General features: G+C 37.5%; 22 protein-coding genes. All 22 read left to right on the forward strand.

Translation table 11 applies throughout. The features are described from left to right. The first annotated feature begins 13 nt into the window (after positions 1–13). The 22 genes from pstC (H626_RS0107790) to trxB all read left to right on the forward strand — a co-directional run bounded on the left by pstC (H626_RS0107790) (position 14) and on the right by trxB (position 21,741). The gene (pstC, locus tag H626_RS0107790; RefSeq protein ID WP_211221969.1) at positions 14–943 is read left to right on the forward strand and encodes a phosphate ABC transporter permease subunit PstC; all 930 of its coding nucleotides are present in this window, start codon (positions 14–16) and stop codon (positions 941–943) included. Then, complete coding sequence (gene pstA / locus H626_RS0107795; RefSeq protein WP_051237909.1) at positions 943–1,821, forward strand: phosphate ABC transporter permease PstA; 879 nt, start codon at positions 943–945, stop codon at positions 1,819–1,821. Before pstC (H626_RS0107790) ends, pstA (H626_RS0107795) begins: the two co-directional genes overlap by 1 nt. 13 nt (positions 1,822–1,834) lie before the next feature. After that, positions 1,835–2,608 (forward strand): phosphate ABC transporter ATP-binding protein PstB, encoded by a 774-nt coding sequence (gene pstB, locus H626_RS0107800; RefSeq protein WP_051237910.1) that lies wholly within the window; start codon positions 1,835–1,837, stop codon positions 2,606–2,608. A 10-nt stretch (positions 2,609–2,618) separates the two neighbouring features. After that, complete coding sequence (gene phoU / locus H626_RS0107805) at positions 2,619–3,296, forward strand: phosphate signaling complex protein PhoU (RefSeq protein ID WP_027108865.1); 678 nt, start codon at positions 2,619–2,621, stop codon at positions 3,294–3,296. A gap of 214 nt (positions 3,297–3,510) precedes the next feature. Then, a complete protein-coding gene (locus H626_RS0107810) occupies positions 3,511–4,380 on the forward strand; it encodes a phosphate ABC transporter substrate-binding protein PstS family protein (RefSeq protein ID WP_035618993.1) in 870 nt (289 codons plus the stop codon). 44 nt (positions 4,381–4,424) lie between these two features. Continuing rightward, a complete protein-coding gene (gene pstC, locus H626_RS0107815) occupies positions 4,425–5,345 on the forward strand; it encodes a phosphate ABC transporter permease subunit PstC (RefSeq protein ID WP_027108867.1) in 921 nt (306 codons plus the stop codon). Continuing rightward, the gene (gene pstA / locus H626_RS0107820; RefSeq protein WP_027108868.1) at positions 5,345–6,229 is read left to right on the forward strand and encodes a phosphate ABC transporter permease PstA; all 885 of its coding nucleotides are present in this window, start codon (positions 5,345–5,347) and stop codon (positions 6,227–6,229) included. The genes pstC (H626_RS0107815) and pstA (H626_RS0107820) overlap by 1 nt, the downstream gene beginning before the upstream one ends. Before the next feature lie 23 nt (positions 6,230–6,252). Then, on the forward strand, positions 6,253–7,071 hold the full coding sequence (gene pstB / locus H626_RS0107825; RefSeq protein ID WP_027108869.1) for a phosphate ABC transporter ATP-binding protein PstB: 819 nt from the start codon (positions 6,253–6,255) through the stop codon (positions 7,069–7,071). 14 nt (positions 7,072–7,085) lie between these two features. After that, positions 7,086–7,844: a phosphate ABC transporter ATP-binding protein PstB gene (pstB, locus tag H626_RS0107830; protein WP_027108870.1), complete on the forward strand. Its 759-nt coding sequence runs from the start codon at positions 7,086–7,088 to the stop codon at positions 7,842–7,844. A 38-nt stretch (positions 7,845–7,882) separates the two neighbouring features. Next, entirely contained in the window at positions 7,883–8,566 is a 684-nt protein-coding gene (phoU, locus tag H626_RS0107835; RefSeq protein ID WP_027108871.1) for a phosphate signaling complex protein PhoU, read from the forward strand. A 530-nt stretch (positions 8,567–9,096) separates the two neighbouring features. Continuing rightward, positions 9,097–9,762: an HD domain-containing protein gene (locus H626_RS0107845; protein ID WP_027108872.1), complete on the forward strand. Its 666-nt coding sequence runs from the start codon at positions 9,097–9,099 to the stop codon at positions 9,760–9,762. 294 nt (positions 9,763–10,056) lie between these two features. Next, positions 10,057–12,915 carry an excinuclease ABC subunit UvrA gene (uvrA, locus tag H626_RS0107850; protein ID WP_027108873.1) on the forward strand — a complete coding sequence of 953 codons (2,859 nt, stop codon included), beginning with the start codon at positions 10,057–10,059 and terminating at the stop codon, positions 12,913–12,915. A gap of 231 nt (positions 12,916–13,146) precedes the next feature. Continuing rightward, the gene (liaX, locus tag H626_RS0107855; RefSeq protein WP_027108874.1) at positions 13,147–14,682 is read left to right on the forward strand and encodes a daptomycin-sensing surface protein LiaX; all 1,536 of its coding nucleotides are present in this window, start codon (positions 13,147–13,149) and stop codon (positions 14,680–14,682) included. Between the two features lie 76 nt (positions 14,683–14,758). Beyond that, entirely contained in the window at positions 14,759–15,055 is a 297-nt protein-coding gene (locus H626_RS0107860) for a PspC domain-containing protein (protein WP_027108875.1), read from the forward strand. Continuing rightward, entirely contained in the window at positions 15,056–15,394 is a 339-nt protein-coding gene (locus H626_RS0107865) for a phage holin family protein (protein ID WP_027108876.1), read from the forward strand. Between the two features lie 240 nt (positions 15,395–15,634). Next, complete coding sequence (gene hprK / locus H626_RS0107870) at positions 15,635–16,576, forward strand: HPr(Ser) kinase/phosphatase (protein ID WP_027108877.1); 942 nt, start codon at positions 15,635–15,637, stop codon at positions 16,574–16,576. A gap of 19 nt (positions 16,577–16,595) precedes the next feature. Continuing rightward, positions 16,596–17,429, forward strand: coding sequence for a prolipoprotein diacylglyceryl transferase (lgt, locus tag H626_RS0107875; protein ID WP_027108878.1), 834 nt, complete (start codon positions 16,596–16,598; stop codon positions 17,427–17,429). Positions 17,430–17,449: 20 nt separating this feature from the next. Next, complete coding sequence (gene ppaX, locus H626_RS0107880) at positions 17,450–18,112, forward strand: pyrophosphatase PpaX (protein WP_027108879.1); 663 nt, start codon at positions 17,450–17,452, stop codon at positions 18,110–18,112. Positions 18,113–18,131: 19 nt separating this feature from the next. After that, positions 18,132–19,133: an NAD(P)H-dependent glycerol-3-phosphate dehydrogenase gene (locus tag H626_RS0107885; protein ID WP_027108880.1), complete on the forward strand. Its 1,002-nt coding sequence runs from the start codon at positions 18,132–18,134 to the stop codon at positions 19,131–19,133. 19 nt (positions 19,134–19,152) lie between these two features. Further along, positions 19,153–20,124, forward strand: a complete 972-nt coding sequence (galU, locus tag H626_RS10940) for a UTP--glucose-1-phosphate uridylyltransferase GalU (protein WP_084140199.1) — start codon at positions 19,153–19,155, stop codon at positions 20,122–20,124. A 153-nt stretch (positions 20,125–20,277) separates the two neighbouring features. Continuing rightward, positions 20,278–20,703 (forward strand): tetratricopeptide repeat protein, encoded by a 426-nt coding sequence (locus tag H626_RS0107895; protein WP_027108881.1) that lies wholly within the window; start codon positions 20,278–20,280, stop codon positions 20,701–20,703. 57 nt (positions 20,704–20,760) lie between these two features. Beyond that, positions 20,761–21,741 carry a thioredoxin-disulfide reductase gene (gene trxB / locus H626_RS0107900; protein ID WP_027108882.1) on the forward strand — a complete coding sequence of 327 codons (981 nt, stop codon included), beginning with the start codon at positions 20,761–20,763 and terminating at the stop codon, positions 21,739–21,741. The last annotated feature ends 333 nt before the right edge of the window (positions 21,742–22,074 follow it).

Here is a 22,074-nt window from a genome sequence, read left to right on the forward strand (position 1 = left end):
GGAGTGTTAAATTGTGCAATCACCCATACGAGAAAGGATCAAACAAAATAAAGCCAAACAATCATCTCTGAACAAGATCGAAGTGATCATGCCAAAATTATTTTTATTGATGGCATCATTTTCAATTCTTGTTACGGTTGGAATCATATTCACATTATTTAAAGAAACCGTATTGTTTTTTTCAGAGGTTTCTTTTATTGATTTTATAACTGGGACAGAATGGTATCCTTTTTTTGGAAATGATCCAAGCTATGGTATTTGGCCTTTACTATCAGGTACATTTACAATAGCTGCAATCGCAATGTTAGTGGCAGTACCTGTTGGTTTAGCTTCGGCAATTTATCTTAGTGAATATGCGAGCGAAAGAAAAAGAAAAATATTGAAACCCATTTTAGAAGTGCTGGCAGGCGTACCAACGGTTGTTTACGGTTTGTTTGCATTAACTTTCGTAACACCTCTTCTTCAAACATTTATAGAAGATTTGTCTATTTTTAATGCATTAAGTCCAGGAATTGTGGTAGGAATAATGATCATTCCTCAAATCACATCATTGTCTCAAGAATCAATGAATGCTGTTCCTCAATCCATGCGCGATGCTGCCTTCGCTCTTGGAGCAACAAGATTAGAAGTTGCCTTAAAGGTTGTTATCCCGGGCTCGTTCAGTGGGATTGTTTCTTCGCTTGTTTTAGGTTTATCTCGTGCAATTGGTGAAACAATGATTGTGTCAACTGCTGCAGGATCAACTCCAAATTTGGGCTTTACTCCAACAGAATCTATCCAGACAATGACTTCATATATCGTTCAAGTAAGTATGGGCGATGCTACGTATGGTTCGACGATCTATTACAGTATTTATGCAGTCGGAATGACGTTATTTATATTTACATTGGTAATGAATGTGCTGGCCAACCATATTTCGCGTCGATATAGGGAGGTTTATTGATGAAAAATAAAATAATTGTACCAAATGAAAAGCAAATCTCAAAAAGGATTTTAAAAAATAAATTTGCAAAAGGAATCTTTTTCGCCGCAACACTCTTCGGGATGGTTGTTTTAGCGACATTGATCATTCGGATTTTGACACAGGGAATCGGCTATTTGAATATTGATTTCCTTACCAACTATGCTTCCAGAAGACCAGAAGATGCTGGAATTAAAGCTGCTATCATGGGAACTATTTGGGTCATGTCTATTACGATCCCCGTCTCCCTGATATTGGGTGTGAGCACATCAATTTATTTAGAAGAATATGCTCCAAAAAATAAGTTTACACGTTTTATTGAATTGAATCTAGCTAATTTGGCTGGAGTTCCATCAGTAGTCTTCGGTCTGCTCGGTCTGACTATGTTTGTTCGCTTTTTCCAAATGGGTAGAAGTATTCTTGCTGGAGGATTTACAATGGCTCTGCTCATATTGCCCGTCATCGTTGTGGCATCTAAAGAAGCAATACGGTCTATCCCTCAGGAACAATATGAAGCTGCCTATGCAATGGGTGCTACAAAGTGGCAAATTATTCGAACTGTTGTGATTCCTGCAGCTACACCAGGAATTTTAACTGGGGCTATACTTTCCTTATCTAGAGGAGTAGGAGAAACAGCGTCATTACTCATGATTGGAGCAATGACATTCATAGCCTATGTTCCTGATTCGGTGTTAGACGGATTTACTGTCTTGCCTATTCAAATATTTAATTGGGCAAGTAGACCACAAGCTGAGTTCCAATCTGTCGCAGCAGCAGGGAGTATTGTTTTACTCCTGATTCTAATTATAATGAATTCCTTGGCAATTTTGATTCGCAACAAATACTCAAAACGTTATTAATAGGAGGAAGAGCATGAATGATGTAAAAAATACCCATCCAGTATATACGATTAAAGATTTTAATTTGTGGTATGGAGAGACGCAGGCTCTAAAAAATATCTCGCTAGAAATTCCAGAAAAACAAGTCACTGCAATAATTGGACCTTCCGGATGTGGTAAATCTACTTTTATTAAAACTTTAAATCGAATGGTGGAACTGATTCCTTCTGTTAAGATGGAAGGTTCCATTCACTATAAAAATGAGGACATATTTAAACCCAATGCAAAAGTTGAATCATTACGTACGGAAGTAGGGATGGTTTTTCAAAAACCAAATCCTTTTCCGAAATCAATCTATGATAACATTGCATACGGACCACGCATTCATGGAATTAAAGATAAAAAAACTCTTGATGAAGTTGTTGAAAAAAGTTTGAAAGGCGCAGCCTTGTGGGAAGAAGTAAAAGATCGATTAAATGAAAATGCATTCGGTCTTTCAGGTGGCCAACAGCAACGGTTATGTATAGCCAGAGCTATGGCAGTTGAACCAGAAGTCATTTTGATGGACGAACCAACTTCAGCGTTAGATCCCCTATCAACCGCTAAAGTGGAAGAATTGATTCATGAATTGAAGAATGATTACAGTATCATTATCGTGACACACAATATGCAACAGGCTGCCCGTATTTCAGATAAGACAGCATTCTTCTTAAATGGAGAAGTAATAGAATTTGATGCGACTGAAAAAATGTATTCAAATCCTCATGACAAACGAACAGATGATTATATTTCAGGAAAATTTGGTTAGGAGTGAAAATGTGAGAAAAACTTTTGAATCAGAACTAGATGCGTTACACGAAGGCTATATACAAATGAGTATGAATGTAATTGAGGCAATACACATGGCTGTAAAAGCTTTTGTAAATCACGATAAAGAATTAGCTAAACAAGTGATTGAAAATGACCCGCTAATTAACCAAAAGGAATCACAATTAGAAAAAAGAAGTATCGAGCTGATTGCTTTGCAGCAACCTGTATCTTCGGATTTAAGAAAAATCATAACCGTGATGAAAGCTAGTGCAGATTTGGAACGAATGGGAGATCATGCAGTAAGCATTGCAAAATCAACTATTCGAGTGAAAGGAAACAAACGTACTTTTTCAATTGAAGAGGACATAGCTAATTTATCTGAAATAGTTACAAACAGAGTTGAATCAGTTGCGGAAGCTTTTATACAATATGATGAAGAAAAAGCGAAAAAAATTGCTTCTAAAGATAAAGAAATAGATGATTTAGCTTACTCTATCTATCACTCTTCCATAGAAGAGATGAAACAAGATAACGAAATTGTTTTAGGAGCAACGGATTACATCCTTGTATCCGGATATTTAGAACGGATTGGAGATTATGTGACGAATATTTGCGAATGGATCGTCTTCTTGCGTACTGGAGAGATCGTCGAGTTAAATACACATAATTATATAGATAGAAAATAATAAGCTAATTATTCTATAAAGAGTAAATTAATAGGTATCTTTGCTTGTCGTTGGTATACTAATGATAAGCGAAGATATTTTTTTGATTTCCCCTTACTTTTTGCTCACTTTAATATTCTTTACATAAAATTTACATTCTTTATATAGATAATTTACAAACTTTTCGTACACTTAAAAAAGACTGCAATAATATAGCTCACAGGAGGGTTTTTATATGAAATTAAAACGGATGATTACCACGACCACAATTACTATAGCAGGACTATTTCTCGGTGCCTGTGGACCGGTTGTTGAACAAGAATCTATCACAGTAGTAGGGTCAACAGCGATGCAGCCTTTAGTTGAAGCTGCCGGAGAACAATTTTCATCTGAAAATCTAGGTAAATATATAAATGTGCAAGGTGGCGGAAGTGGGACAGGGCTAAGCCAAATTTCTGCTGGAGCCGTTGATATTGGGAATTCAGATGTCTTTGCTGAACAAAAAGATGAGATTGATGCCTCAAAATTAGAAGATCATCTGGTAGCAGTTGTAGGGATTGGTCCTATCGTGAATCCGGAGGTAGATGTCGACGACGTTAGCTTAGATGAACTGGCAAAAATTTTCACAGGGGAAATTACAAATTGGTCGGAATTAGGTGGAAAAGATCGAAAAATAGTCGTAATCAATCGCGCAAGTGGAAGTGGCACACGTGGGGCTTTTGAGTCTATCATTTTTCAAGAAGGCCAAAAAAGCATGATCACTCAAGAGCAAGAAGCCAATGGAACTGTGCGTTCGATCGTTTCTTCTACCCCAGGAACAATCAGCTATGTTGCTTTTCCGTATTTTGATGACTCCATCAAGGCGTTACATGTTAATGGATTTGAACCCGTTGATGAAAATGTTTATACGAATGATTGGGTGATTTGGGCCTATCAACACATGTATACTAATGGTGAAGCGGAAGGATTAACAAAAGAATTTATAGACTATATGCTAAGTGACACGACTCAAGAGAATCTAGTCCCTCGTGTGGGGTATATTCCAGTTTCTAAAATGGAAGTGGAACGTGACTTAGATGGGAATGTAACAGATATTGAGAAATAACAAGCAATAATTTAGTTGATCGTTAACAAAGGAGGAATTTGATCATGGAAGAAACAGTACAGCATTTTAAAAAACGTTCACCTAAAAGAAAACAAGAACGTTTTGGAAAAACGATTAGTTTAGTTGCCACGATATTTATAGTAAGCATTGTTTTTTCAATATTATTTTTTGTAGCCAGTAGAGGGTTACGCACCTTTACCGAACACGGAGTTTCTGCAATTGATTTTTTTGCAGGAACTGCTTGGCGCCCAGGAGAAGTGAGTGATGCAGGTGAACCTTTAGTCGGAGCATTCCCTATGATTGCTGGATCATTTTTAGTAACTATCTTCTCGGCATTACTAGCTACTCCTTTTGCATTGGGTGCAGCCATATTCATGACCGAAATTTCTCCGAAAACCGGGAAAAAATATTTGCAGCCGGTCATTGAATTGCTTGTGGGTATCCCTTCTGTAGTATATGGTTTTATTGGATTAACAGTTATTGTTCCTTTTATAAGACAAATATTTGGCGGAACAGGGTTCGGGGTTTTGGCAGCTACTTTAGTGCTATTTGTTATGATTTTACCTACAACGACCAGTATGGCTGTAGATACGTTGAATGCAGTTCCTAGATATTACCGAGAAGCGTCTTTTGCAATGGGAGCCACCCGTTGGCAAACGATCTATAAGGTTGTTTTAAGAGCAGCAAGTCCAGGTTTGCTGACAGCTGTGATCTTTGGAATGGCGCGTGCTTTTGGAGAAGCTTTGGCTGTCCAAATGGTTATTGGGAATGCGGCGCTGGTCCCTGATAGTCTCACAACACCTGCTTCAACCTTGACAAGTATTTTAACTATGAACATGGGGAATACTGTGTTGGGAACTTTAGAAAATGATGTCTTGTGGTCTTTAGCCACTATCTTACTGTTCATGTCATTGTTCTTTAATATATTGACAAGATGGATAGGCAAGAAAGGAGCAATGAAGTAATGACACCTAAAAAAGCTGATAAAATTGCGGTAAATGTATTGTATGGCTTGTCAGGAATCATTGTTCTGATTTTAGCGAGTTTACTTACTTATATACTAGTTCGCGGAGTCCCTCAATTTTCAATAGAATTTTTTACTCAACCTGCTAAAACTTTCGAAGTAGGAGGAGGGATCATTATCCAATTGTATAATTCCTTTTATCTACTCTTGCTTACGCTATTAATTAGTACACCTGTAGCAATGGGTGCTGCTATTTATCTTTCGGTATATGCACCTCAAAATTCCTTTACGACATTTGTGCGTACAGCGATTGAAGTATTAAGTTCTCTCCCTTCAATTGTTGTGGGACTTTTCGGATTTTTAATGTTTGTAGTTCAGTTTAAACTTGGTTTTTCAATATTATCTGGTGCGTTGGCATTAATGATTTTCAATCTCCCCTTATTGACGCGCACCATTGAAGATTCCCTCACGGCAATTCCTTCTTCTCAAAGAGAAGGTGGGTTAGCTTTGGGGTTATCAAAATGGGAAACAGTCACACGCATAATCCTCCCGGCAGCAATGCCTGGAATCATTACCGGTGTAATTTTATCTGCCGGACGAATCTTTGGAGAAGCTGCTGCTTTGATTTATACTGCAGGGCAAAGCGCTCCAGCGCTAGATTTTACAAATTGGAATCCAATGTCGATTACAAGTCCATTGAATATTATGCGTCCAGCCGAAACATTGGCAGTCCATATTTGGAAAATCAATAGTGAAGGATTGATGCCGGACGGACCTGATGTCTCAGCTGGAGCTTCAGCCGTATTAATATTGGCTGTGCTCTCATTTAATTTACTTGCGCGTTATTTAGGGAAAAAAATACAGAAAAAAATTACTTCAGCATAGAAGTAGACTAAGGAGGAAATGGGATGGCGGTCAATCCGGAAGAAACTGATTTAAATAAAAAACATATTGTTACGTTGAACGAGAAGGAACCCTTAGCTATTTCGACTAAAGACTTACATGTTTATTATGGGAAATTTGAAGCAATTAAAGGGGTATCATTGGAGTTCGAAAAAAATAAAATCACCTCTCTAATTGGTCCTAGTGGGAGCGCAAAGTCGACATATCTGCGCTCTTTAAACCGAATGAATGATGAAATTTCAAGTGCAAAAGTAACAGGAGAAATCTTGTATAAGAATGTGAATATCAATGATCCAGAAGTGGATGTCTATACGACTCGAAAACAAATTGGAATGGTATTCCAAAGTCCGAATCCATTTAGCAAGTCAATTTATGAAAATATTGCTTTTGGTTTAAAAAGACATGGAGTAAAGGGGAAAGAAACACTTGATAAAGCTGTGGAAACAAGTCTGAAACAAGCGGCTCTATGGGACCAGGTTAAGGATAAACTCAATCAAAGTGCCTTAGCTTTGTCAGGCGGGCAACAGCAACGGTTATGTATTGCTCGAGCTATCGCTTTGAAACCTGAAATCTTGTTGTTAGATGAACCAGCTAGTGCGCTTGATCCGATTTCAACGAGTCAAGTAGAAGAAACTTTAATTGAATTAAAAGAAAATTATACTATTATTATTGTCACACATAATATGCAACAGGCTTCACGGATAAGTGACCGAACAGCTTTCTTCTATTTGGGGCACGTACTTGAATATGATGAAACAAGAAAAATCTTTACGAATCCGACTATTCAGGCAACAGAAGATTACGTGTCTGGACATTATGGTTAGAAAGGAGGAGGCAGATGAATGAACAAATCGTTTCTACGGAAAACGTACATTTATATTACGGTGATTTTGAAGCATTAAAAGGAATCTCAATGGAATTCTACGATAACCAAATCACCGCATTAATTGGTCCATCTGGTTGTGGAAAGTCTACGTATCTAAGATTAATCAATAGAATGAATGATTTAATACCAGGAGTGAAGATAACCGGAAAAGTAAATTACGATGGTAAAAATGTGTACGATGAAGGCACCGATACAGTAGAGTTAAGAAAAAAAATAGGAATGGTATTCCAACAACCCAATCCTTTTCCTTTTTCTATTTATGAAAATGTGGCATATGGATTAAAAATTGCTGGAATGAAAGATAAAAATAAAATCGATGAAATTGTCGAAAGAAGTTTAAGAAAAGCAGCGATTTGGAATGAAGTAAAGGATAAACTGGATGAAAATGCGTTAGCCTTATCAGGCGGACAACAACAAAGAGTCTGCATTGCTCGGGTGTTGGCTATTGAACCTGATGTAATTCTTTTAGACGAGCCGACTAGTGCGTTAGATCCCATTTCTAGTGGAAAAATTGAAAGAATGCTTGAAGAATTAAAAAAAGAATATACAATTATTATTGTTACGCATAACATGCAACAAGCTTCACGTATTTCCGACCGAACAGCCTTTTTTTTAGATGGGAATTTGATTGAGGTTGATGATACCCGGAAAATTTTTACGAATCCTGAAAAGAAAGAAACCGAAGATTACATTTCTGGAAGATTTGGATAGTTGAGGTATAATAGAAAAGAAAAGGTGGTAGAGAATATATGAGACGAGCGTATGAAGAAGAATTGAATCGACTCCATGCAAGCTTCTTCCGTATGGGGCGTGCAGTTAATGAAGCCATTCACCAATCTGTCAAAGCTTTTGTTAATCACGATAAAGAACTAGCTAAAAAAGTCATTGAACAAGATAAAGAAATTAACGAAATGGAACATGAATTAGAACAAGCGTGCATTGAATTAATTGCTTTACAGCAACCGGTAACAACCGATTTAAGAAAAATAATTACTGTGATGAAAGCAAGTGCGGATTTAGAGCGCATGGGAGATCATGCAGTAAGCATTAGTAAATCTACTATCCGAGTTAAAGGGAGCAAACGGATTTACGAAATAGAGGCAATGATTTCTGAAGCAGGCGACAGAGTAGAGAAAATGGTCCAAGAAGTTTTAGATGCTTTCGTCGATTCTGATGATGAAAAAGCTATCCGAGTAGCAAATGAGGACCTGGAAATTGATGAATTAACGCGAGATATTCATCGGATATCTATCGAAGAAATGAAAAAAGATCCAGATATTGTGCTTGGAGCTACAGATTACATGTTGGCAAGTACGTATGTTGAGCGAATAGGGGATTATGTTACGAACATTTCTGAATGGATTTTGTACTTAAATTCTGGAAAAATACAAGAATTGAATACACACCATAATATTGATGATTTAAACAACTGAACAAAGGGGCGAAAAGGGTAGTTTATACTTTTTCGCCCCTTTTTATTTAACTATCCGTCTAAAAATACTTTGGATTTCATACGAACTAATATATATTAAAGACGTTCTAAGTAGATCCTGGAGATTCCAGATAAGCATCTACTTATCTTTTGTTGCAATAGGAGCAAATACATTTTACACATGATTAACAAGAAGAGTATCTTCTACGAATGAAACTACACTCGACCTGTACACGCTTGAAGAGGTTGTAGCCTAGATGGAAATGTGTTTTATCGGTATTGTCTCAGCGAAAGTGAGTGTCAGGGAGACAACGGTAGACAGTCATGAGAAAGTCAAAAAATAGCGGGCTCCTTCTTCCTTACAAAACGATGCACTTCACAAACGAATAGATTGGGGATGATGAAGAACGGACAAAGTGATCCAGAGTAGAATAAAAGGTGAATTACCAGTATTATCCAATGAAAACTTTGCTTTATTTCTGTACGTGTGCTAATATTGTAAAAATTTACTCATGAAGGGGATGGAGCAATATGGGAATGCATCATTACATTAAAAGTTTAAGTGATTTGGAAAATATTTACCGGTGTCCAGGGAAGTTTAAATATGAAGAACACTCTGTAGCGGCTCATTCATTCAAGGTGACGCAAATAGCCCAATTCCTTGGTACAGTTGAAGAGCGAGAAGGATCAGAAATTAACTGGCGTAGACTCTATGAGAAAGCTTTAAACCATGATTATACAGAATTGTTTATTGGAGATATCAAGACACCTGTAAAATATGCAGACCCTGCGTTAAGAGAACATTTGGCTAATGTAGAAGAGTCGATGACCCAGTCTTTTATTTATAATGAAATTCCTACTGAATATAGAGCGATCTATACTAAACGGTTGAAAGAAGGGAAGGATGAAACATTAGAGGGGAAAATTTTATCTGTCGCAGATAAAATCGACTTGCTATATGAATCCTTTGGAGAAATACAAAAAGGAAATCCTGAAAAATTATTCACGGAAATTTTCCAGGAATCGCTCACTACAATATTATTGTTTAAAAGCATGAATAGTGTTCAATATTTTTTAAAGAGTGTGTTGCCAGATTTGTTGAGTGGAGATTTCACTAATCAAGAAGAACTCCACACTCTTTCAAAGCAGATCCTTTCAGATCACGAAGTGGAACAAACGTTCGCAATTGATATTTGATTATGCTAAAATAACAATAGATATAAGCAGGGACCGGAGTGGAAAAAGCTTTCAGACCATCATAGGAATCCCCATACTCTGTCCGAAAGTTTCCAGATCCGGAAACTTTACTTCTGCGAATATATGGTTATCTTTGAACTGCTAAAGCAGTATCGTGAAGCGAACGTAAAGTCTGCTCTATAGAGCACATTGTGAAGGGACAACAGTTGTAAAATAACTAGAAGTTGTAAATTTTTTCAACTTTGCTCTTTCAGCAATGAATAAAATTTATATAAAGTAAAGGAAGTACAGGAAATGGCAAATGACAAAATAGTAGTGCATGGTGCCCGCTCGCATAATTTAAAAAATATTGACTTAACAATTCCCCGAGATAAACTAGTGGTCATGACAGGTCTGTCAGGTTCTGGGAAGAGTTCTTTGGCTTTTGATACATTGTATGCAGAAGGCCAACGCCGCTATGTGGAAAGTTTGTCTTCTTATGCACGCCAATTTTTAGGCCAAATGGATAAACCTGATGTTGATAGTATTGATGGGCTCAGTCCGGCAATTTCTATTGATCAGAAAACAACTAGTAATAATCCACGTTCTACCGTGGGGACCGTTACAGAAATAAATGATTATTTTCGTTTGCTGTACGCTCGAGTCGGAACACCAATATGCCCCAATGATGGAATAGAAATTTCCAGTCAATCAGTCGAACAAATGGTCGATCGTTTAATGGAATATCCAGAACGTACGAAGGCTCAAATATTAGCGCCTATTATTTATGAAAAAAAAGGACAGCACAAAAAAGTTTTGGAAAAAATCAAAACAGGTGGCTATGTCCGTTTAAAAATTGATGGAGAAATGTACGATATCTCAGATGAAATTGAATTAGATAAAAACAAAATGCATTCCATATCCGTTGTCATTGACCGGATCGTTTTGAAAGATGGAATACGGTCACGATTATTCGAATCCTTGGAAACAGCTCTGGGACTTGCTGATGGCTATGCCATTGCCGATATAGTCGGCCAAGAGGAAGTTTTATTCAGTGAACATTACGCGTGTCCGTATTGCGGATTTACGGTTCCGGATTTAGAGCCACGCCTATTTTCTTTTAACGCACCTTTTGGAGCTTGTCCGGAATGTGATGGGTTGGGGACAAAATTAGAAGTAGATTTAGAACTTGTCATCCCCGATTCAAAATTAAGTTTAGAGGAAGGCGCTTTACTTCCATGGAATCCGATCAGCACACAGTATTACCCACAAATGTTAAAACAAGCGTGTGAAACTTTTTCTATTGATATGAGTGTTCCATTCAAGGAGTTACCAAAAAAAGATAAAGATCTCGTTTTATATGGTTCGGGCAATAAAAAATTTCATTTTTTTTACAAAAATGAATTTGGCAATGTTCGAGATACAGATATTCCATTTGAAGGTGTCATTCACAATGTACATCGTCGCTACCATGAAACAAATAGCGATTATACACGTAATCAAATGCAACAATATATGACCGAACTAAATTGTCCAAGTTGTCAGGGACTACGCTTAAATCCTCAAGCACTTTCTGTAAAGGTTGAAGAAAAAAGTATAGGTGAAGTCAGTTTGTACTCTGTTGATGAGGCAATTTCATTTTTCGAAGGACTTGACTTGAGTGAAAAAAATCAGACTATTGCTCAACCCATTCGAAAAGAAGTATTGGATCGGTTGCACTTTTTGAAGAATGTTGGATTAGAATATTTAACATTAAGCCGCAAAGCAGGAACTTTATCTGGTGGAGAAGCCCAAAGAATCCGATTAGCCACCCAAATCGGGTCAAATTTATCCGGGGTATTGTATATTTTGGATGAACCATCCATTGGTTTGCATCAACGTGATAACAACCGCTTAATTGATTCTTTGAAAAAAATGCGTGATCTAGGAAATACGCTGATAGTTGTCGAACACGACGAGGATACAATGCGGGCTGCAGATTTCCTTGTTGATATCGGACCAGGAGCCGGGGAAAAAGGTGGAGAAATTGTTGCCATAGGCTCCCCTAAAGATGTTGAAAAGAATAAAAAATCTTTGACCGGTGCCTATTTGTCAGGTAAGAAATTTATTCCAGTTCCTTCTGAACGTAGGAGAGAAGACCTAGGTACGATTCGCATTGAAGGTGCAGAAGCTAATAATCTTCAGAACATCTCTGTCGATTTTCCATTGGGTCGTTTTATTGCTGTGACCGGTGTAAGCGGTTCTGGAAAAAGCACTTTGGTGAATGAGACGTTGAAAAAAGCGTTGGCCAGAGAAGTCGGTCGCTCGAAACAACGTCCGGGTAAATTTAAAAAGATTACCGGATATGAAAATTTGGAAAAAGTGGTCAGTATCGATCAAAGTCCGATTGGAAGAACACCGAGGAGCAATCCGGCTACGTATACAAGCGTATTCGATGATATCCGCGATTTATTTGCTAAAACAAACGAAGCAAAAATTCGTGGATATAAAAAAGGACGTTTTAGTTTCAATGTTAAGGGTGGTCGTTGCGAGGCATGTAAAGGCGATGGCATCTTGAAAATCGAAATGCACTTTTTACCGGACGTCTATGTTCCTTGTGAAATTTGTCATGGGACGCGGTATAATTCTGAGACATTAGAAGTTCGTTATAAAGGGAAAAACATTTCAGAAGTATTGGATATGACTATAGAAGAAGCGGTAGACTTTTTTGAAAACATTCCAAAAATTCACCGGAAATTGCAAACGATCATTGATGTTGGCTTAGGGTATATGACACTTGGTCAACCTGCGACTACCTTATCAGGTGGAGAAGCTCAGCGGATGAAATTAGCGAGTGAATTGCACAAACGTTCCAACGGACAAAATTTCTATATCTTAGATGAACCAACGACTGGCTTACACACTGATGATATTGCAAGATTGTTACAAGTATTAGATAGACTAGTTGAAGCGGGTAATACGGTCTTAGTAATTGAGCATAATTTAGATGTGATCAAATCAGCCGACTATTTAATCGATCTGGGACCTGAAGGCGGAGCAGGTGGCGGAAAGGTTTTAGCTACTGGGACACCAGAAGAAATAAGTGAAGTAAAAGAAAGTTACACAGGTCATTATTTAAAAGAAGTTTTAGAACGAACGTTAAGAAATCAGGAACGAAGCAAGAAAAAAAAATAAACTTACAATACAAACGGAGATGGACCAATGGTTCATCTCCGTTTGTATTTTATTGTAGAAAAAATTTAATATCCAAAAAATAGTCCTATAAAATAGTAATTATCATAGGCAGGTAAAATAATTCTAAAATTTATCATTCTTAAGACCTATGACAAAAATAATAATTTCCTCCATACTGTATATAACGATAAAATAATGGCTAGATTGAATTTTTTAAAGGAGGAATCATCCATGCAAGAACGTGAACGGATTTTGGAATTAGTAAGAACGGGCGTATTGTCGACTGAGGAAGCCTTAGATTTACTAGAAAATTTAGAAAAAAGTAAAAAAGCTTCTTCAAATGGAACAACAATGAAGAAATCAAAAACAAATGTTGAGGACGAGTTTGATTCAAGTGATGTTGAGAAAGAAGAAATGAAGTCTGAACAGTCAGTTGAAACGAAAAAGAAATTGCATGATTATGAGAAAGAAATTGAAGCATTAGCAAATGAGGCATCTGCCTATTCAGTTGAATTGGATCGTCTAAATAGAGAGATCAATCAGGTAGAAGCAGAACGTATGGAAATTCAAGAGCAGATACTTGTTTATGAAACAAAGGAAGATTTAGATGATGGTCAGGGAAAAGACTCATCAGAGATGGAAGAATTAACGGAACAGTTGGAAGATTTGGATGAAAAGAAAGATGATCTGCTAGAAGAAAAAGAGGAGTTTGTGGAAAAATTGCATTCAGTAAAAATGAAGCAGTGGAAAACACAAGCAAAACGTTTTTCTGAAAAAGTAGATATTCCAACTGAATGGAAAGAAACGGCAAACGAAACAGTAAGCCAAGTAAGTGATAAAGTAACTAAAGCCGGAACAGAATTTTCAAAAGTCATGAAAGAGACCTTTGGAAATGTTGTGGACAATGTTGATTGGAAAGAAATGAATATACGCGTCCCTAAAATAGCCACAACAAAGTTTTCTAAAACATTTTCATTCAAGGATACAAAAGCTACCATTTTAGATTTCAAAATTGCAAATGGAAATGTAAAGTTTTTTGCACATGATAGCCAAGAAATAAAAATTCAAGCAGATGTAAAATTGTATGGAAAAATGGAAGAAGCCACTCCAGAAGCGGCTTTTGAAGAGAGAAGCACGGTGGAAGTGGATGAAGATAAATTTACTTTCTATGTTCCTAATAAACGGGTCCGCGTCAACCTAACTGTGTATCTTCCTAAACGTATATATGACTATACTGCAGTAAATATGTTGAACGGAGATGTTTCCTTTAAAGAATTTGAAGGAAAAGACGTTTATGTCAAGAGCACAAATGGAGATATGAAATTCGAAGAATTTTCTGTTGTCATGCTAGAAACAAAAGGGACAAATGGAAACGTAGTGATAGTGGATAGCGAAATACGTGATTTACTCGTTAGTTCGATCAACGGGGATATCGTGTTGAAAGGATCCTCTATAGGTAGCCAACTTTCAACAATTAATGGAACAATTCGAGCAACGTTAACTGGTGAAAACCTTAAAAGATTGGAAGCTACCTCAGTCAATGGAATGATAAAAATTGCAATTCCTAAAGAATTTGAAGTTGAAGGAGAAGCCAAAACAAATTTTGGTAAAATTTACAATCGTATTAGTGACTGTGAAATTGTAGATGAGAAGAAAGAAAAAACGAATCAATATATGAAATTTAGAAGAACAACTGTTGGTGACGTTTTAAAATTAGAGCTAAAAACAACAGCAGGAAATATATTATTAAAAGATGCGGATAAATAAAATTTTGAAACCAAACTTCTTCGGAGAATACAGACTCGAATTTTTTTGGTATACTAATTAACAGAGGTGAATAAAAATGGGGAAAAGATTAACAAAATCATCAGATGATCAAGTGTTTTTTGGAGTAATTGGAGGAATTGGCGAATTCTTTGGTATTGACCCAACCATTCTTCGTGTGATTGTAGCAGTAATGACTTTTATTGGAGTAGGTTCCACTATTCCATTGTATATATTACTGGCGATCTTATTGCCTGAAGATAATATTTCTAAGAAAAAATCAAATAAAAAAACAGCTTTTACTCAAAAAGATTCTACAGAGAGAAAACGGAAAGAAGTTAAAGGCGTCGACGAAGACGACTGGAGTGATTTTTAAGTGAAATGGTGGCAAAGGATTTTAATTAATGCAATCTTGTTTTTAACGCTAGCTGGATTGTACGGTGGATTTTATGTAGAAAGCGTCTGGGTAGCTATCGGAGCAAGTATTGTCTTAGGGATCCTAAACTTGGTTGTAAAACCGATTTTGTTTTTACTCTCTTTGCCAATTACACTCATTACATTTGGGCTGTTTAGTATTGTGATAAATGCAATCATGTTAAACTTAACCGCCTTTTTTGTGGGTTCCGGTTTTGCATTTGCATCCTTTGGGGCTTCGCTTTTTGTAGCCTTATCATTGTCTATCTTGAATACCTTCATACAATCGATGAAAGAGTGATCGTCAGGCGAACAGAATATAATAGGGAGACTTGAGGACATGTCCTCAAGTCTTTTTTTAATTTAATACGACCATTCTAATTGATTGAATGTCAACTTGAAAAAGCGAACAGGGATCAAAAGCACAATACAATCGAAGCTAAGAAGTTCGGCTATAATCGACCGATGGAATATGATAGAATGGATTATGTATACGATTTAATCAGCAGATAAACAAGTAAATAGAGAAGAGGAATTAAATATGACGAATAGTGTATCCGTCAAACAACTAGTGGACGCAATGGAAGACATCACTGTAATAAGTGGAGAAGAATATTTGAATCGCAATATACCCGTCAGTGATTTATCGCGACCAGGGTTGGAATTGACTGGCTATTTTTCTTATTATCCCCAAGACCGCATTCAATTATTGGGGAAAACAGAAATCTCATTCACAGATAAGATGACGAGTGAAGAGCGGACAATTGTCATGCGGAAAATGTGTCAAGATGAGACACCTGCTTTCCTCATTGCTAGGGGAATGATCCCACCAGAAGAATTGATTAAAGCTGCTAAAGAAAAAGAAATCCCAGTACTGTCATCCCCTCGTTCAACAACTCGTTTAGCAAGCAATATCACAAATTTTTTAGAAGAAAAGTTAGCTGAAAGATTGTCTGTTCACGGGGTACTGGTAGATATTTATGGAATGGGTGTTATTATTACAGGAGATAGTGGAATAGGAAAAAGTGAAACAGCCTTGGAACTTATTCAACGTGGACACCGTTTAGTTGCAGATGATAGAGTCGAATTGTATATGTTAGACGAACGCCGGATCGTGGGAGAACCACCTGAAATTTTAAGAAATTTAATTGAAATTAGAGGAGTTGGCGTCGTTGACGTAGTCAACTTATTCGGAGTGGGAGCAGTACGCTTAACTAAATCAGTCGACTTGGTCGTGAATTTAGAATTATGGGATCGCAATAAAGAATACGATCGGTTGGGTTCGAATTTGGATAGTCTACGGGTCTTTAATGTGGATGTTCAAAAAATAAACATACCCGTTAGGACTGGTCGCAATCTTGCTATTATTATTGAAATGGCAGCAATGAACACGCGAGCAAAAGCGATGGGTTACGATGCTACACGGACATTTGAACGCAACTTGGAAAAGTTGATTCAGAAGAATTCTATGGAAAATATATAATTTTGGAGGACGTTGATTCATGCAAACAATTTTAGGAGCTATTGATCCAACAGCATTCACCTTGGGCCCACTATCGGTTCAATGGTATGGCGTTATTATTGCTCTCGGTATCTTTTTAGCTGTATGGCTAAGTATTCGCGAAGCAGAAAAATTAGGATTGGAAGAAGACAGTATAATCGACTTAGCCTTATGGATCATTCCATTTGGATTCGTCGGAGCGCGATTGTATTATGTCATTTTCGAATTGGATTATTACCTTCAAAATCCAAGTAGTATTTTAGCTATTTGGGAAGGTGGTATTGCCATTTACGGAGGATTGATAGCTGGATTCATCACTTTACTCGTATATAGTAAAAAGAAAAATTATTCACCATGGCTGATTGTTGATATATTGGCCCCTCATGTTTTACTGGCACAAGCGATTGGAAGATGGGGAAATTTTATTAACCAAGAAGCTCACGGAGGCGAAGTTACCCGTGATTTCTTAGAAAGTATATTCTTGCCAGAATTTATTATTGATCAAATGAATATTAACGGGACATATTACCATCCGACTTTCCTATACGAATCTCTGTGGAGTTTGATAGGGATCGGTTTACTGATCGTCTTGCGAAATCGCGAGCACTTCTTTAGGAGGGGCGAAGTTGCGTTGGCTTATGTAATGTGGTATTCCTTTGGACGTTTCTTTATCGAAGGAATGCGTACGGATAGCCTATATTTCTTCAGTACTTCTATACGGGTATCTCAAATCCTCTCAGTATTCTTGTTTATTGGAGCAGCAGCGATTATGTACTATCGCAGAACACAAATGTATCCGCCCGTGCCCTTTTATGAAGAAAAGGCAAAAAAATAGTTTATGAATGAGGAGAAGAAATGATTTACGACACGATATTATTTGATTTTGATGGCACATTGGCTGATAGTAATGAGTTAATCAATCGAACACATCTGAGAGTGCTAAATGAACGGTTTCCAGGAGTATACAATGAAGAATCGGTTCGGCAGTTCAATGGTCCTTCTTTGGACGATGTTTATGGCCTACTCGACCCCGATCATGCAGAAGAGTTGATCCGGCGTTACCGGGAATACAATGCCGAATTACATGATGACATGATTCAATTATTTGATGGTGTAGCAGAGGAATTAGCCAGGCTAAAAGACCAGGGTGTAACCTTGGCTATAGTTTCTACTAAACGTAAAGACGTTCTACAAAAAGGAATTGATGTGCTAGGACTACATGAGTATTTTGCTGTAGTTATCGGGGGGGATGATTATACGTATTATAAACCGAACCCGGAACCTATCTACTGCGCTATGGCTGAATTGAATGCCTTACATGGACGAACAATCATGGTGGGGGATAATGGACATGATATTCAAGCGGCTAAGAATGCCGGTATTCCAGGTGTTTTTGTTCGTTGGTCACAAAAAACAGTGGCAGAAATAGAACAATTTCAACCGGATGCAGTCATCGAATCGATGGCCGATTTGTCCGTTTTAATTGAAAAAGGACTTTCCTTTACCCACAATGAATGAGATGAAAAGGGGAAATATAATGAAAAAAACAATTACTGTTTTAGGAGCAGGGTCTTGGGGAACAGCATTAGCTACTGTTTTACAGGCAAATGGACATATCGTTCGCTTGTGGGGAAATAATACTAAACAGATAAAAGAAATAAATGAAAAACATACCAATACACACTACCTAAAAAACTTTACGGTACCGAAAGAAATTAAGGCTACAGTGGATTTGAAAGAAGCATTAGCAGATACGGATGCAATCTTGTTCGTTGTTCCAACAGGGGCAATGCGTTCAGTTGCTCAGCAAGTGCAAGCACTATTAACTGAACCTAAACTGATCATTCATGCGAGTAAAGGCTTGGAACAAAATACGTACTTACGGATTTCTGAAATCTTAAGTGAAGAAATTCCAGCAGCAAAAAGGAAAGCAATCGTTGCCTTGTCTGGACCTAGTCATGCTGAAGAGGTTGCAAAAAAAGATCTTACAACCATTACAGCCGCCTCAACTGATAGTAAAGCAGCAATAGAAGTACAAGAACTATTCATGAACGATTACTTCAGAGTGTATACGAATAAAGATATTGTAGGGGTGGAATTAGGTGCCGCGCTTAAAAACATTATTGCTATAGGAGCTGGCGCCCTTCATGGACTCGGGTTCGGAGATAATGCAAAAGCAGCTTTGATGACTCGAGGCTTAGCAGAAATCAGTCGCCTAGGTGTGGCATTTGGGGCAGATCCCATAACGTTTTTAGGCTTAAGTGGCGTAGGTGATTTAATTGTTACCTGTACAAGTATCCATTCGCGCAACTGGCGAGCAGGAAATATGTTGGGAAAAGGGAAAAATCTGGATACAGTATTAGATGAAATGGGCATGATCGTTGAAGGTGTGTACACAACTAAAGCCGTCTATGAAATGGCCCAAGAAAAAGAAATTGATATGCCAATCACGACCGCAATTTATAATGTATTGTATAAAGACGCAGATGTGAAAGACACCGTATTAAAATTGATGCAAAGAGAAGGAAAATCAGAATAATTCATGGAGGGATTTAGTTATGCAAAAAGTAAGAAAAGCGGTTATTCCCGCAGCCGGACTTGGTACAAGATTTTTACCTGCCACAAAAGCGATGGCAAAAGAAATGTTACCTATTGTGGATAAACCAACTATTCAGTTTATTGTAGAAGAAGCCATAAATTCAGGTATAGAGGATATTTTGATCATCACTGGAAAAAGTAAACGTCCGATTGAAGATCATTTCGACTCGAACCCTGAATTGGAAGAAAACCTAAGAGCAAAAGATAAACTGGACTTGCTTGAATTAGTGGAAGAAACTACTGGGTTAAACTTGTTTTTTGTCCGTCAATCTTATCCAAAAGGTTTGGGTCATGCAGTTTTACAAGCGAAAGCATTTGTAGGCAATGAACCTTTCGTGGTCATGTTAGGTGACGATATCATGAAAGACGATGTGCCATTAACAAAACAATTAATTGATAGTTATGAAAAAACGCATGCATCCAATATTGCTGTAATGAAAGTTCCACATGAAGAGACTTCTCGTTATGGTATTATTGATCCTGAAACAGAACTGGAAAACGGATTGTATAACGTGCGTAAGTTTGTGGAAAAACCAAATCCAGATGATGCACCAAGTGATTTGGCAATTATTGGAAGGTACTTGCTTACTCCAGAGATTTTTGATATCTTGGAAAAACAAGAACCCGGTGCTGGAGGAGAAATCCAGTTAACTGATGCGATAGATACCTTAAACAAAACACAGAGGGTTTTTGCTCATGAATTTAAGGGCGACCGGTTTGATGTTGGGGACAAGTTTGGATTCTTGAAAACGAGTATTCAGTACGGATTAACTCATCCACAAATCAAGGACGATTTAAAAGCATTCATCCTAGAATTATCAAAAGAATTAGAAGACAAAGGGGAAATCGATACCCATTTTGACGGCATAACACAACTGAATGTGGACGAGAAGGCAAAAAGTCATAAAAGCACAAAAAAAGATAAAAAGTAATTCTTGCGGGAGAATCGGTGCAATAGAGCTGGGAAAAATTAAACTTTCCCAGCTCTGATGCTATCGTCCGTTTACTTACTTTTTGTAAAAAAGACTACCCTTGGGGGTATTTTTGTGGTATAATAATTTTGGGTCGACAAAGGAGAAAAAAGAGTGGTTAAAGATAATAAAAGCACAATTATTCATGTAGTCCCTTCAAGTAGTCTTTATTATGACCGCGGGCTAAAAGCCTATGATGAAAATCATATTGATAAAGCGCAAAAATATTTTGAAAGAGGCGTCTCGCTGGCAGAAACAGAAGACGATAGAATTTTCGGTAAGTGTCAACTTGCATTATTATATCAACATAATGGTAACTTTCAAGTATCCATTGATATGTTAAATGAATTACTAGAAGAAAAACCGACTCGGTATCCTGAGTTGTATTTTTTTCAAGCAAACAATTACGCTTTTGTAGAAAATTATGAGAAGGCACTGCATTTAACAGAGTTATATATTCGTACCGATCCGGATGGACAATATTTAGATGAAGCAAAAGAAATTAAAGAAATGATTGAATACGAAATGTCCGGAATGTAACCAGAGCAATCCAAAAAATATAAGTAGTAGGTAGACTGAAAGGAGATTTTTGTAAGAATGGAAACAGTAGAAACAATTTATGATGTTATCGTAATCGGTGCAGGACCAGGTGGGTTAACAGCAGGATTGTATGCATCTCGCTCTAACTTGAAAACCTTAATGCTAGAAAGAGGTCTTCCCGGTGGTCAAATGAACAATACTGCTGAAATTGAAAACTATTCAGGGTTTAAAAGTATTATGGGGCCAGACCTTTCAACAAAAATGTTCGAAGGTGCGAAACAGTTTGGAGCAGAATATGCCTACGGTGATGTGAAAGAAATCATCGATGGAAGAGAATTTAAACAAATTGTAACAAGCAATAAAACTTTCAAGACTCGTTCAATCATCATTGCTACAGGAGCAGAGCATAAAAAACTGGGTGTTCCTGGAGAAGCTGAATTCAATGGCCGTGGAGTTTCTTATTGTGCTGTTTGTGATGGTGCTTTCTTCCGCAACAAAGACATTGTAGTTGTGGGTGGAGGAGATTCCGCAGTCGAAGAGGGAGTCTATTTAACACAATTCGCAAACAAAGTGACAATTATCCATCGCAGAGATGCATTACGTGCACAAAAAATCCTTCAAGAACGTTCATTTAATAATGATAAAGTTGAATTTGTTTGGGATACGGTTGTAGAAGAAATCAAGGGCGACGTTATCAAAACCAATGCAGTTCATTTGCGTAATGTAAAAACAAATGAAACAACAGAATTCCCAGCTGATGGCGTATTTATCTACGTTGGATTGTTGCCAAATTCAGATCAATTCCGTTCTTTAGGTATTACAGATGCAGAGGGTTGGATTGAAACGAATGAGACGATGGAGACAAAAATCCCAGGTATCTTCGCTATTGGAGATGTTAGAAAAACTCCATTACGTCAAGTCGCCACAGCAGTGGGTGATGGAAGTCTTGCAGGAAATGCAGTCTTTAATTATGTTGAAGAATTAAGTGAAAATTTACAAAAAGAAAAAACTGTTTCAGTAGATTTACCAATAAATTAAAGTGAAAGAGCTGGGGAAACCCCAGCTCTTTTTTTGGTGCGCCCGGCATGGGCGACAACTTGGTGGTGAAAGTCCACTACAGACTTGGCAGTAGGAACTGTTAGCGAAAGTCAAGGGTGTCCGCCGTGAGGCGGAATCTGAAGGAAGACGGACGCAAATGCTTGCACTGACGAACAGAAACTTCATACAAAGGCTGAATCAGGACGGATGAGCTTGCCAAACAAAGCGAAGTCCGATACTGCCCGAATCCTGTACAGTAAATGGAGCAGTGACATGAGCAGAAGGTTGTCGTTCTTACCCGGGGAGGTCTCGTCAGCGCTTAGTAGTAACAAC

The sequence above is a fragment of the Lacticigenium naphthae DSM 19658 genome, assembly GCF_000425865.1.
GTDB lineage: Bacteria > Bacillota > Bacilli > Lactobacillales > Carnobacteriaceae_A > Lacticigenium > Lacticigenium naphthae.